Source organism: Parahoeflea halophila, assembly GCF_900220985.1.
Taxonomy (GTDB): Bacteria; Pseudomonadota; Alphaproteobacteria; order Rhizobiales; family Rhizobiaceae; genus Hoeflea; species Hoeflea halophila.
In genome coordinates, this window is the sequence record NZ_OCPC01000001.1 from 457117 (window position 1) to 470322 (window position 13206).

The following is a 13206-nucleotide window of genomic DNA, read 5'->3' on the forward strand; positions in this document are numbered from 1 at the left end:
ATGTAATCAGGTTTTAGACCGCAGCTCCCGAAAATGTAAGGCCATGGCGCAACTTGTCGCTATATCCAGCCACCTCCGGACCACCCCGCGCCTGTTATTGGGCGAGCCCGGTACGGATCACGAAATGGCCGGCTCCGCAAAAAATGTATTATTCACCAAGCCAGTTTACAAACCCCGCTCAACTGGTCAACAATGAAAACCAGTGCCAGGAGCCGGTGTCGTTTCGAACGATCGGCGCGTGGTGAGATGGCGCAAAGACCATCGGGAATTATGGGGAAGGATTGCACACTTGAATGCGGTGCTGTCGACTATCTTGAAACGGCTCGGGCTGGGTATCGCCACCTTGTTCGTGGTCTCGGCGATCATATTCAGTTCCATCTCGATGCTGCCGGGGGATTTTAGTGAAGCTGTCCTCGGCCAGGCCGCAACCGAGGAAACAGTGGCCGCGTTCCGCAAGGAACTGGGCTTGGACAAGCCCGCACCGATCCGCTATTTCGAATGGGTCGGATCGGTCCTGCAGGGCGATTTGGGGACATCCTTCTCAGGCCGCAACGCCTCCGGGCAGGACCGCTCCCGCCAGGTCGTGGATCTGGTCATGCCGCGGCTCTGGAACACGCTTTTTCTGGCCGGCGTCACCGCCCTGATAGCTGTGCCCCTGGCTCTGTTTCTCGGGCTAACGGCTGCGCTCTACCGCAACACTGCCTATGACCGAGTCGTCAACGCTGCAACGCTGACAACGATATCCACTCCGGAATTCTTCGTCGCCTATATCCTGATCCTGTTCCTGGCCTCTCTCTGGCCGGTGTTTCCGTCTCTTGCCAACATCGACGCCACAACCGCTCTTGGCGAAAGGCTCTACCGCGTGGCGCTTCCCGCCCTGACGCTAACCCTGGTCATTGTCGCCCACATGATGCGCATGACCCGAGCTGCCATCATCAACCTGCTCGCGAGCCCCTATATCGAAATGGCCCGGCTCAAGGGCGCATCGCGGTCACAGATCATTCTCAAGCACGCGCTGCCCAATGCCTGGGCGCCGATCGCCACGGTCATCGCCTTCAACCTGGCCTATCTGGTCGTGGGCGTCGTCGTCGTCGAGGTGGTGTTCGTCTATCCCGGGATCGGTCAGTTGATGGTCGACGCGGTCACCAGCCGCGACATTCCCGTGGTTCAGGCCTGCGCCCTGATCTTCGCCGCCACCTATATCCTGTTGAACCTGACCGCCGATATCATCGGCATCGTCACCAACCCGCGATTGTTGCACCCAAGATGAGCGAGCAACCCGAGACCTACGCTGCCGCCGCCGAAGTCGGTGCGGTCCGCAAGCGCCGCACCGCCTGGGAGCGGTTTGTCCTGCTGATGAAGTCCGCGCCGCCGAGCGCCTGGTTCGGCATGATCGTCGTCTCGCTCTACATTCTGGTGGCCATCTTTGCAGATGTGCTCGCGCCCTATGGCGAGGCTGAAATCCATCCGGTTCCCTTCGCCCCCTGGAGCGACGAGTTCGTCTTCGGAACCGACCAGATTGGCCGCGACGTTCTCACCCGGCTTATCTATGGCGCCCGCAACACCATGGGCATTGCGCTGGCAACCACCATCCTGTCCTTCCTCATCGGCGGTGGGCTTGGTCTCGTCGCTGCCATCAACCGTAGCTGGCTCGACCAGGTGCTGAGCCGCTTCGTCGACGTGCTGATGGCGATCCCGAGCCTGATCTTCGCGCTGATGCTTCTGTCGATCTTCGGCTCAACCGTTACCAGCCTGATCATCATCATCGCCGTGCTCGACTCCACGCGCGTCTTCCGCCTGACCCGCTCTGTTGCAGTCAATGTCGCAGTGATGGATTATGTCGAAGCGGCGAGGTTGCGCGGCGAAGGTCTCGGCTGGATCATGCGCCGGGAAATCCTGCCCAATATCATGCCGCCTCTGGTGGCTGAATTCGGCCTCAGGTTCTGCTTCGTGTTTCTCACCATAGCCGCCCTGTCCTTTCTCGGTGTCGGCATCCAGCCGCCAACCGCCGACTGGGGCTCGATGGTGCGTGCCAATGCCTCCCTGATCCAGTTCGCCAAATACGACATCACGGCGGCCATCACGCCGCTGCTGCCGGCAGCGGCCATTGCGCTGTTGACCGTGGCCGTCAATTCCATCGTTGACTGGTTCCTGCATAAAACCAGCGGGCTCCGCGAATGACCGACCCTTCCCGTCCCAGCACCACCGCCAGCGGCGACATCCTGCTCAAGATGCGTGACATCCGCATCGACGGCTATTCCGACGAACAGTGGCACCCGATCATCAAGGGCGTCGACTTGACCCTTCGGCGCGGCGAAATCATGGGATTGATCGGCGAATCCGGTGCCGGAAAGTCAACGCTCGGCAAAGCCGCAATGGGCTACACCCAGCCCGGTTGCAAACTGATCGGCGGCTCGATCCTGTTTGACGGCATCGATCTGGCAAAAGCCAGCGACCGGCAGAAACGTCACCTCTGGGGTACCCGCATCGCCTATGTGGCGCAATCCGCCGCGGCCTCCTTCAACCCGGCGCACCGGCTGATCGATCAGACCGTCGAGGCCGCAACCAGGCGCGGGATCCGGCCCGATGCGGAATCGCGCACCGATGCAGTCGAGCTGTTCCGGGCCTTGCAACTGCCTGATCCCGAGACCATCGGCAACCGCTATCCACACCAGGTGTCCGGCGGGCAGCTGCAGCGGGTGATGACCGCGATGGCCATGTCGCCGCGTCCCGACCTGATCATCTTCGACGAGCCGACCACCGCACTTGATGTCACCACCCAGGTCGAGGTGCTCGCCTCGATGCGCAAGATCGTCGAGGAGTTCAACACCGCCGCCATCTACATCACCCATGACCTGGCGGTCGTTGCCCAGATGGCCGATTTCATCCAGGTGCTGCGCTACGGCGAAGAGGTAGAAGAGGCTCCGACGCAGCAGATGCTGACCAGGCCCGAGCAACCCTATACCAAGTCGCTCTGGTCGGTCCGTGCGCTGGAGAAACCCGAGGTAAAGGGCGACGACATCGTCCTGTCGATCGACAATGTCGACGCTGCCTACGGGCCGCTCAAGGTGCTGCACGACGTCTCGATCAAGCTGCCGCGCGGGCGCACCGTCGCGGTGGTCGGCGAATCCGGGTCCGGCAAATCGACCACCGCCCGGGTAATGACCGGCCTGCTGCCGCCGCTCAGCGGCACCGTCACATTCAACGGCGAGGTCCTGCCTGCCGCCCTGAAGGATCGCAGCAAGGACCAGTTGCAACGCATCCAGATGATCTACCAGATGGCCGATACGGCGATGAACCCGCGCCAGACTGTCGAGGACATCATCGGGCGGCCGCTGGAATTCTATCTCGGTCTCAAGGGCAAGGAACGCGAGGAGCGCATCCTCGAACTGCTCGAGATGATCGAGCTCGACGAGACCTTCATGGACCGGCTGCCGTCGGAACTCTCCGGCGGCCAGAAGCAGCGAATCTGCATCGCCCGGGCGCTGGCTGCCCGTCCAGACGTCATCATCTGCGATGAAGTCACCTCCGCGCTCGACCAGATCGTGCAGGAAGGCATCCTGAAGCTGTTGTTGCGGCTGCAGCAGAAATACAACATCACCTACCTGTTCATCACCCACGATATCGCTACGGTGAAGGCGATATCAGACGAGATCGTGGTGATGTTCGAAGGCAAGGTGGTCGAGCAGGGACTGAAGAGCGAGATCCTGTCGCCGCCCTTCCCCGATTACACCAAGCTGCTACTGTCTTCGGTGCCGGAAATGGACCCCGACTGGCTTACAAACCTGTTGCAAAACCGCGACATCTGAGCGGCGAGCCCGGACGAGACTACCGCGCGGCCACCAGTGCAGGCAGATCTGCAACCGATCCGATCAGCACATCGGCCAGCGCCTCCAGCGTCTGCTGCGTCCCGGTGCCCGACAACACGCCGATGGCCGCCCCGGCCGCGGCCGCGCGTGCCAGTTCCATGTCGTGATTGTTGTCGCCGACCATGGCGATTTCCGAGGGTTTCAGCCCCAGATGGGCCGCAAAGGCCAGCAACATGCCCGGTTCCGGCTTCGGTCCGTGGCCGCTGTCATAGCCTGCGATGAAATCGATCTCGGACGACAAGCCGAGCACCTCGACGGTGCGGCGAATGCTGTCTTCGCCGTCGCTCGAGGCGATGCCCAGCGCAAAGCCGGCCCCGGATAGCGTCTGCATCAGTGCCTTCAGGTCGCAGATCGGCCAGGGATTCTCGGCACCTTCGACAAAGATCTTGTCGAGCCTGCGCATCAGTTCGTCCCGCTCGAAGGGGCTGCCATGCGCCACCATATGCGCGGCGATCTCGCAGGCATTGGCTGCGGCGAACATGCTGTCGGCCCGGGTAATTCCGGTAACGGGATCCATCCCGCATTCATGAAGAATTACGTCGGCGAGCGCGCTATCGCCATCCGCTGCGATCAGCGCACCCTTGCGGTTGGTCTCCGCCCAGGTCTTGTCAAAATCGACCAGCGTACCGTCCTTGTCGAACAGGATTGCCTTGATCTCGGGTCGCAATGTCCATGCCATGATGATTTTCCCATTTGACAGAACCTGTGCCTCGCGATTGCATGGGCGTCAACATCACCGACCACATTTGAGGACCTGCCCGTGCGCCCTGCCCCCTACGACACATTGCTGGACGACGAAACCTGGGCCTTCATCGACAAGTCAGCCGCGTTCTACCCTAACGACGCTGCCATTCTCGACCATCATGGCAAGCGCGAAATTTACAACGCCCTGTGCCGCGCATTCGACACCGGCAGGCCGGCAGGCGTAACGGTACGAGGCTTTTCCGTTTCCGGCCCTGCGGGCCCCATCGCCGTGCGCGAATACATGCCGGCAAACGGCGAACCCGAGGCAAGCATCGTCTATCTGCATGGCGGCGGCTTCATTCTCGGCGGGCTGGAAAGTCATGACAGTATCTGCGCCGACATCTGCGACCGCACCGGTTACCGGGTGAGTGCGGTCGACTACCGGCTGGCGCCGGAACATCTGCATCCTGCCCAGTTCGAGGATGCGCTGGCAGCGTTCCGGCTGCTGGCAGCTGAGGCGCGGCACCCCGTGATCCTGTCTGGCGACAGTGCCGGCGGCAATCTGGCCGCGGCCGTGACATGGGCCACCCGCAGCGACGACATCAGGCCGGCAGGACAGCTGCTGATCTACCCTCTACTTGGCGCCGACACCGACAAGGGTAGTTTTGTCACCCATGCCAATGCCCCCATGCTGACCACGGCCGACGTGCTCCATTACGACAGCCTGCGGTCCGGCGGCATGTCTCCGACAGACGACCCCTCGTTCTCACCGCTTGCCGCCGATGATTTTTCCGCCATGCCGCCGACCGTCATCATCACCGGCGAGTGCGACCCGCTGTCGGGCGATGCACCAACCTATTGCGACCGTCTGACCAGCGCCGGCGGCAAGGCGGTCTGCTTTGAAGAGAAGGGTCTCGTTCATGGCTATCTTCGCGCCCGCCACTCGGTCGCCCGCGCCCGCGACAGTTTCACCCGGATGATCTCGGGCTATACTGCTCTCGGCACAGGGGAATGGCCCTACTGAGCCTGGGGGCTCGACCGGGATGATCAGACGAAACGGCGCGCGATCTTCTCGTCCCATTGCTTCTCGAACATCACCGCGTCGTTCTCCGTCGCCACCAGTTTTCCGGTGATGTAGAACCACTCCCGGTCACAGCGCATCTCCATTTCCGCCACGGTCTCGGTCCACCAGCGATCACGGCCGCCGGTTTGCTCCCAGCGAATATGTCCGGTGGCAGACAGCGGATCATCGGGATGAATCGACCAGCGTTCCCGCGTTGTGCTGCCGGACACCAGCCCGTGTTCCAGGTCACGGTTCTCGCCAGCGTCATTGAAGACGAGGGTACTGACCACACCGGTACCAGGATCGGTCTCGGTGCTTCGTGTCGATGCAGATGGCCGCAGGTTCTCGTGACGCCAGGGAGTTGCGCCGACCGGTGTTTCGAAGCTGCACTCATCCTGATCCGCCAGAACCGTTCGGCACGGCAGCTGCAGCGATCCAGCTTCAAGGGTCACGGTCGCATGCTCTGGCGCAGGCCAGATGAACGGCCAGTAGCTGGTTGAGACCGCGATCCGCAACCGGTGCCCGGCCGGAATGCGATAGGCAATCTGATCGAGTGTCAGCGTGGTTTCGAATTCTTCGCCGGGCTCGAGCGGCTCCGGGTTTTCGGCCGAAGCCCGGTGCGCCAGATTGAACACGCCCATGGTGATCAGCGCCGAAGTGCCGTCCGGCCGCAAATCGCACAGCCGCACCGCCAGCTGCGCCAGCGGCTTGTCGGCCCTTGCGCGGACCACCAGTGTCGGCGCGCCAACGATATCGAGCTGGTCTCCGAGAACATCACCATCGAAACAGACGGAATACTGATCATCCGGCGTCTGCTCGTCCGGCAATTCCGGCCCGTAGGCAAAGGGGAAATACTCGCCGCCCTGACGGCCGCAATCGAGCGGTGAACATACCGGAACCGGCGTGCTGATCGCGGCCTGCCCGAGCGTGCCATCGCCGAGATCAAGCGAAAGCTTGTCGATCGTGGCTGACGGCCAGTCATTCTCGGCGATCCACCGGCCAGGCCGCTCGTCGACCCAGCGCTTCGGCGCGATGCTGTCCATCAGCCAGGCCCGGTAGACGGGCAAATCCTCAGCACCATTGTCGATGCCCTTGAGCCAGTAGTCCCACCAGCGTTTGGCCTCCTGCAGAAACCCGATGCGCGGCTCAGGACCGGCATAATGCGGATATTTGTGGATCCAGGGCCCGACAATTCCCTTCACCGGCGCGTCGAGATTTTCCACCAGGTTTGAAACCGTGTTGCGATAACCATCATGCCAGCCACCGATCGACAGCACCGCAGCTTCGATCGCGGCGTAATCCTCGCAGACCGAACCGTGCTTCCAGTAGTCATCCCTCGTCTGCCGCGTGATCCATTCCCGCGCCAGGAACGGCATTTCTCTGAGCCGGTTGAGCCACAATTCGCGCCATCCAGGACCCAGCAACAACGGATCCGGCGGCCGTGAGGAGTAAGACAGCATTTGTGCCGCCCAGCCGAAATTCTCTCCCAGCAGACAGCCGCCCTTGAAGTGAATGTCGTCGGCGAACCGGTCGGCGGTCGAGCAGATGGTGATGATCGCCTTCAACGCCGGCGGCTTGAGCGCCGCGACCTGCAGCGAGTTGAAGCCGCCCCAGGAAATCCCCATCATCCCTGCCGTGCCCGAGCACCAGGGCTGGCTAACCGCCCAGGTAATCACATCGCAGGCATCCTGCAGTTCCTGCGGTGTGTATTCGTCACTCATCACCCCTTCGGAATCGCCGTTGCCCCGCATGTCGACCCGCAGGCAGGCATAGCCCTGCCCCGCCATCCAGGGATGGGTGATGCTGTCGCGAACGACGGTGCCGTCACGTTTGCGGTAGGGGAGATGTTCGAGGATCAGCGGAACCGGGTTCGCCTCGGCATCCTTCGGCATCCAGAGCCGCGCCGACAGCCGGCAGCCGTCCGGCACGATGATCGGCTGGTCCTCGATCTCGACAACCTCACGCTCGAAGCTGGTCTCGATGTCCGGCATGAAGGATGCCATGGCCTGTCTCCCGATCTATCCGTGAGCTCACCTGTCGCGCCCGAGCCGAGGGAAACAACGCACGCGCCGTCCAAAGCGACTGCAAGCAAGCCGCGCTTCAATGCCCTCCTGTCGCGCACCACTAGGCGATGGTCTCTGCCCGCCCCGCCTGCCGGCCCGAGAAGATGCAGCCACCAAGGAAACTGCCTTCGAGCGCGTTGTAACCATGATAGCCGCCGCCGCCAAAGCCGCTGACTTCGCCAGCGGCAAACAGACCCTCGATCCGTTTGCCCTGCGCATTGAGAACCTGACCATTCAAATCGGTCTCGAAGCCGCCCAGGGTCTTGCGGGTGATGATGTGCAGCTTCACCGCGATCAGCGGACCGTTTTCGGGATCGAGGATGCGGTGCGGCCTGGCCGTGCGCATCAGCTTGTCACCGCGGTAATTGCGCGCGGCGTGCACTGCCATCAACTGTGCGTCCTTGGTAAACGGATTGTCGATCTGGCTGTCCCGGGCCGCAATCTGCGCCCTGAGCCTCTCGAGATCGATCAGATCGCCCCCGATCCGGTTCATGCCGGAAACGAGTTCCTCCAGCGTATCGGCCACGATGAAATCCTCGCCGTGCTGCTTGAAGGCTTCCACAGCCGGGGTCGCCTGCTTGTTCAGCACCCGTTGCTGCACCACCTTGGGCCAGCTCTTGGCGGCGAAATCCGGGTTCTGCTCCGATCCCGACAGCGCCACCTCCTTCTTGAGGATCTTCTGGGTCATCACGAACCAGGAATGGTCATGGCCAGTCGACCGGATCGCGCGCAGCGTCGACAGCGTGTCGAATCCCGGCAGGCAGGGCGGCTTCAGGCGGTTGCCTTCGGCATCAAACCACATCGAGGATGGGCCCGGCAGAATGCGGATGCCGTGATTGGGCCAGATCGGGTTCCAGTTCTTCACGCCTTCCGTATAGTGCCACATGCGATCGGCATTGATCACCCGTCCGCCGGCAGCCTCGGTGATCGCAATCATCCGGCCGTCGACATGGGCCGGGACTCCGGCAATCATCTCCCGCGGCGGCTCGCCCAGCCTGTCGCGCGGCCAGACCTTGCGCACCAGATCGAAATTCCCGCCAATGCCGCCCGACGTCACAAGCACGCTTGGCGCGCGCAGCTCGAACTCGCCGGCAATCTCACGGCTCGTCGACTGGCCGCGCTCCTTGACATCATCGGCCAGAACCTCGCCCGACACGCCTTTGACGGCGTTGTTTTCGGTAATGATGTGGGAACAGCGGTGCCGGAACCTGAGCTCGATACGTCCCGCCTTCACATGGGCGTGGATGCGTTTCTCGAATGGCTCCAGCACACCCGGACCGACGCCCCAGGTGATGTGAAACCGCGGCACCGAATTGCCATGTCCACCGGCGAACGAGCCGCCGCGCTCGGCCCAGCCAACCACCGGGAACCAGCGCATGCCCATCTCGTGCAGCCAGGGCCGCATCTGGCCGGCGGCGAAATCGACATAGGCCTCGGCCCATTTGCGCGGCCAGTAATCTTCCTTGCGGTCGAACTGGGCCGACCCCATCCAGTCGCTCAAGGCCAGTTCGCGACTGTCCCTGATCCCCATTCGCCGCTGCTCTGGTGTGTCCACCAAAAACAGGCCGCCCAGCGACCAGAAGGCCTGTCCGCCGAGAAAGTTCTCCGGCTCCTGGTCAAGAATGATGGCGCTCTTGCCGCGGTCGGCAAGCTCCGTCGCGGCGACAAGCCCGGCAAGCCCCCCGCCGACAATGATCACATCACAATTGTCCATCGATCTGTCTCCTATGCGGCAGCAGTCTCGGTTGGTGAATTCCTGCGCAGCCACAGGATAAACGGCGCCGAGACCGCATACATCAAAATTCCGTACACCGCCGCAGGCAGCGCATAGGCCGAAAACCCGGTCTCGGCCCCGCCAAGCAGAGCCGCCACCGTGATCCCGAGCGTCGAGTTCTGGATCCCGGTTTCCACGGCGATGGTCTTGACCTGCTTGAGCGGCACGCCGGCCAGCCGCGCCACTCCATAGCCGAGCGCCAGCAGCAGGACGATCAGGCTGACCAGTGACGGCGCCAGTAGCGGCAGATTGGTGACAAAGGCGTCCCAGTTGACCACCAGCGCCAGCCCGACGATGAAGGCGAAAATCGCATTGGCCACTTTCGCCACCTTCGGCGCAATGCGGTTTGTCAGCCCGGGGGCGAGGTGATGGACCGACAACCCGATCAGGATCGGAACCGTCGTCAGCAGGAACAGCTGTACCGCGATCCCGCCTATATTGACCGGCTGCGCTTCCGCGCCACTGAAATAGCGGATCGAAAGTGCCAGCAGCGGCGGCACGGTGATCATGCTGGCCAGGCTGATGACCGCCGTCAGCGACACCGACAGCGCCACATCTCCCCTGGCCAGCCGGGCCAGAATGTTGCTGGTCACCCCGCCGGGACAAAAGGCCAGGATCATGAAGCCAACTGCAAGTTCAGGCCCGAGCCCGAAAGCGAGCACGAGCAAGAGAGTGACAATCGGCAGCAACACAACCTGATTGAGCGCGCCGATGAAAAAGGCATAGGGTTGTTTTGCAACCCGCACAAAATCTGCGACCGTCAGCCCCAGTCCCAGCGAAAACATGATGAACGCCAGCCCCAGCGGCAGCACCACCCCTACAACAATACCCATCGTCCCCTCCCTTTGCCGATGGCGAAAACAGAGCTACCCGGCCTGATCCTCGCGCCATCCCGTGCGCACCTGCCCGGTATGGTGGCGACGGGACCATAAAATTCCGGTCATGTCGATGCCTTGGGCGAAGATGACGTAAAACTATTCCACGGAAGTTCCTGAAGCCGTTGCCCCTGCTCAGATGCTCTTGAAAATCTGGTTCGCTGAAAAGGCTGTCTGGTAAAAGCCGGCTTTCACCCGGCGCAGCGTCTCCGGCTTCACACCGGTCACCGGCAACGGAAGATCTTTCTCGTCGCCGCCCGCCAACAGCTCGGCCATCGCCTTGCCGAAAATCGTACCCGGCGCTATGCCGCGGCCATTGTAGCCGATCGGTGTATAGACCCCATCAGCCAGGCGATGAATCCGCGGAATGTGGTCGGCGGTCATCGCAATCTGCCCGTGCCAGCTTGTTTCGAACGCCACGGGTCCGAGTTGAGGGAACAGGCGCTTGAGCTGCCGCGCAGCCCAGCGCTCCGACAGGCCGTTCTCGCCACCGATCACCGATCCCATGGAGCCGATGACAAGCCGGTCTGCCGCGTCGCGCCTGAGGGAGAACATGATCTTCCCCGTATCCCACAACCCCTGCCGTTCCGGCAGAATTGAAGCCACTCGCTCCCCCAGCGGCATCGTGGCAACCTGGAAATAGTTGATCGGCACAAAACTGTCGCGCAGGCCCGGCCACAAGCCGTCGGTATAGGCATTGGTCGCCAGAACCACCGATCTGGCTCTGACGCAGCTATTCGCGGTTTCAAGCCGCCAGACGTCCCCGGCGCGGATCAGGCTGCGCACCCTCGCTCCGGTATGAATGCGGGCTCCCGCCGCCCTGGCGGCCCGCGTCAGCCCACGAACATAGCCCATCGGATTGATGGTGCCGGCCCGCTGGTCAAGCAAGCCGCCGTGAAAGGCTTCCGAGCCGATCCTTTCACAGGCCTGTTCCCGCGTCAGCAGCGAGACCGGGGCACCCAGGCGGCGCCACTCTTCCGCACGCCGGGCGAGATCCCTGTAGCCACGCGGCGAGTGCGCTGCGTGTATGGTCCCGGTTCGGGTCAGTTCACAACGGATCTGATGCGTCTCGATCAGCGACATCACATAGTCCGGGCCGTTGCCAAGCACCTCCACCAGCCGGGCGCCGCGCTCCTCGCCGAAATGCGCCCGCACGTCCTGCGGCGGCAACCACAGCCCGGCATTGACCAGCCCGACATTGCGCCCCGACCCGCCATAGCCGATCTGCCTGGCCTCCAAAACGCAGACGTCGAGACCATTCTGAGCTGCATGCAAGGCTGTCGACAGGCCGGTAAATCCGCCCCCGACCACGGCGATATCGGTCACCAGATCCGTTGTCAGGGGTGCCACCAGGTCAGCTTCAGCAGCGGTCTCATCCCACAGCGACAGCGACGATGAATGTGGCATGGCTGCAGACCCCGGTTGCCGAACTGGCCAGGCTGTTCCACCCTGGAACCGCCGCTGGCGGCACAAGTGTTGAACCAGGTCGCCAGATGCGTCAATCATGCTGTTGAGACAGATCACAGTTCGGACAGGCGAGACCATGACCAGAACAATCACCCCCGTCGCAGACCTCGTTGCCGCAGCCAGGGCACGGATCGAAGAGATCGAGACCGCCGAAGCGATTGCGATGGTGGACGATCCGAACGTGGTCATTGTCGATCTGCGGGATGTACGCGAACGGCAACGCTCGGGCTACATACCCGGCAGCTTCCACTGTCCGCGTGGCATGGTGGAGTTCTGGGTCGATCCGCAAAGCCCTTATTTCAAGGAGATTTTCGGCCAGGACAAGAAATTCGTCTTCCACTGCGCCTCGGGCTGGCGTTCGGCGCTGACGGCGGCGGCCCTCAATGACATGGGTTTCGAAGCGGCTCACCTGAAGGAAGGCTTCTCGACCTGGAAGGCGCAGGGCGGGCCGGTCGAATTCCCGCCGGATCGCAAGCCGTAGCGGACCGTACCGTTTTCGGAAACGGGACGCCTGGCATTACACGAACTCGAGATCCTCGTAGATCTTCCACTTGACCTTCTCGGCTTGGAGGAAATCGATCGAGTGGACCACCGTGCTGTTGTTACCGAGAAAGCAGACATTGTAGTTCGGCGCCAGATCGCCATAGCCCATCCGGTTGATCTGACCTGAAAACTCCGGCCAGCACACATGGCTGGTCGAGCGTGGCGCCGAATAGGGCACGCCGGAGACCGAACCGCTCAGCGTGTAATGGCAATGGCCGAAAAAAACGTGCGCAGCGGTATCCTTGTATTCGCGGAGCAGCGATTGAAATGCACGTTCATCGATCAGCCCGACGATGTCGGCATTGGCCACATGCACCCGCACAGGATTGTGATGCATGAACAGATAGGCTCTCTGTCCGCTCTTACGCGCCTGATCCAGCACCTCTTTCAGCCAGGCCATGCGCCGTTCGCAATAGCGCCCGCTGTGCCGCCCCTGATCGACCGTGTCCATGTAGACAAAAACGCCAGCAGGCGTCTCCTCTGTCCATTGAACGAAGCCCGCATCGTCGCGCACGGCGCTGGGAAAGACCGAAGCGAACGTCTCACGGTTGTCATGGTTGCCGATCATCAAGCGTGGTTCGAGCTTGCCCTTAAGCGAACTGCCATCGAGGATCTGAGCCAACTCGTGGTAGCTTTCCTCCAACCCGTAATGGGTCAGATCCCCGGTGATCACAACCCGCTCGGCATCTTGGTGATGCGCTTCGACATAGGCCAGGCATTTTTTGAAGTTGGCGATGGAATCGAGGCCGAGGATCGGGTCCGCATTGATGTGGATGTCAGAAATATGCACCAGCTTCATTGTGCCCTCCCCTTGCAAATCCGCCTGTGACAATCGTGATCGCATTTCCGGCATGCGCCACGTTGATCT

General features: G+C 62.1%; 11 protein-coding genes. 5 read left to right on the forward strand and 6 right to left on the reverse strand.

The window, feature by feature from the left end:
- Nucleotides 1-289 precede the first annotated feature (289 nt).
- From CRO46_RS02245 to CRO46_RS02255, 3 genes are read left to right on the forward strand one after another with little or no spacing between them, the layout of a single operon-like run.
- Complete coding sequence (locus tag CRO46_RS02245) at nt 290-1270, forward strand: ABC transporter permease (RefSeq protein WP_097104616.1); 981 nt, start codon at nt 290-292, stop codon at nt 1268-1270.
- Nucleotides 1267-2181, forward strand: coding sequence for an ABC transporter permease (locus CRO46_RS02250; RefSeq protein ID WP_097104618.1), 915 nt, complete (start codon nt 1267-1269; stop codon nt 2179-2181). Before CRO46_RS02245 ends, CRO46_RS02250 begins: the two co-directional genes overlap by 4 nt.
- Entirely contained in the window at nt 2178-3809 is a 1632-nt protein-coding gene (locus CRO46_RS02255) for an ABC transporter ATP-binding protein (RefSeq protein ID WP_097104620.1), read from the forward strand. The genes CRO46_RS02250 and CRO46_RS02255 overlap by 4 nt, the downstream gene beginning before the upstream one ends.
- Before the next feature lie 19 nt (nt 3810-3828).
- Here CRO46_RS02255 and CRO46_RS02260 read toward each other — a convergent pair whose 3' ends face one another.
- Nucleotides 3829-4548: an HAD family hydrolase gene (locus CRO46_RS02260; protein ID WP_097104624.1), complete on the reverse strand. Its 720-nt coding sequence runs from the start codon at nt 4546-4548 to the stop codon at nt 3829-3831.
- Nucleotides 4549-4623: 75 nt separating this feature from the next.
- Between CRO46_RS02260 and CRO46_RS02265 the strand changes: the two genes are divergently transcribed.
- Complete coding sequence (locus tag CRO46_RS02265) at nt 4624-5577, forward strand: alpha/beta hydrolase (RefSeq protein WP_097104627.1); 954 nt, start codon at nt 4624-4626, stop codon at nt 5575-5577.
- Nucleotides 5578-5600: 23 nt separating this feature from the next.
- Here the strand turns inward: CRO46_RS02265 and CRO46_RS02270 are convergent, their stop codons facing one another.
- The 4 genes from CRO46_RS02270 to CRO46_RS02285 all read right to left on the reverse strand — a co-directional run bounded on the left by CRO46_RS02270 (nt 5601) and on the right by CRO46_RS02285 (nt 11735).
- Entirely contained in the window at nt 5601-7619 is a 2019-nt protein-coding gene (locus CRO46_RS02270; protein WP_425479197.1) for a CocE/NonD family hydrolase, read from the reverse strand.
- Between the two features lie 121 nt (nt 7620-7740).
- On the reverse strand, nt 7741-9393 hold the full coding sequence (locus CRO46_RS02275) for an FAD-binding dehydrogenase (protein ID WP_097104629.1): 1653 nt from the start codon (nt 9391-9393) through the stop codon (nt 7741-7743).
- Between the two features lie 11 nt (nt 9394-9404).
- Nucleotides 9405-10286, reverse strand: a complete 882-nt coding sequence (locus tag CRO46_RS02280; protein ID WP_097104631.1) for a bile acid:sodium symporter family protein — start codon at nt 10284-10286, stop codon at nt 9405-9407.
- Nucleotides 10287-10463: 177 nt separating this feature from the next.
- The gene (locus CRO46_RS02285; RefSeq protein WP_097104633.1) at nt 10464-11735 is read right to left on the reverse strand and encodes an NAD(P)/FAD-dependent oxidoreductase; all 1272 of its coding nucleotides are present in this window, start codon (nt 11733-11735) and stop codon (nt 10464-10466) included.
- A 136-nt stretch (nt 11736-11871) separates the two neighbouring features.
- Between CRO46_RS02285 and CRO46_RS02290 the strand changes: the two genes are divergently transcribed.
- Entirely contained in the window at nt 11872-12276 is a 405-nt protein-coding gene (locus CRO46_RS02290; RefSeq protein WP_097104635.1) for a rhodanese-like domain-containing protein, read from the forward strand.
- 36 nt (nt 12277-12312) lie between these two features.
- Here CRO46_RS02290 and CRO46_RS02295 read toward each other — a convergent pair whose 3' ends face one another.
- Nucleotides 12313-13137, reverse strand: coding sequence for a metallophosphoesterase (locus CRO46_RS02295; protein WP_179758919.1), 825 nt, complete (start codon nt 13135-13137; stop codon nt 12313-12315).
- Nucleotides 13138-13206 lie beyond the last annotated feature (69 nt).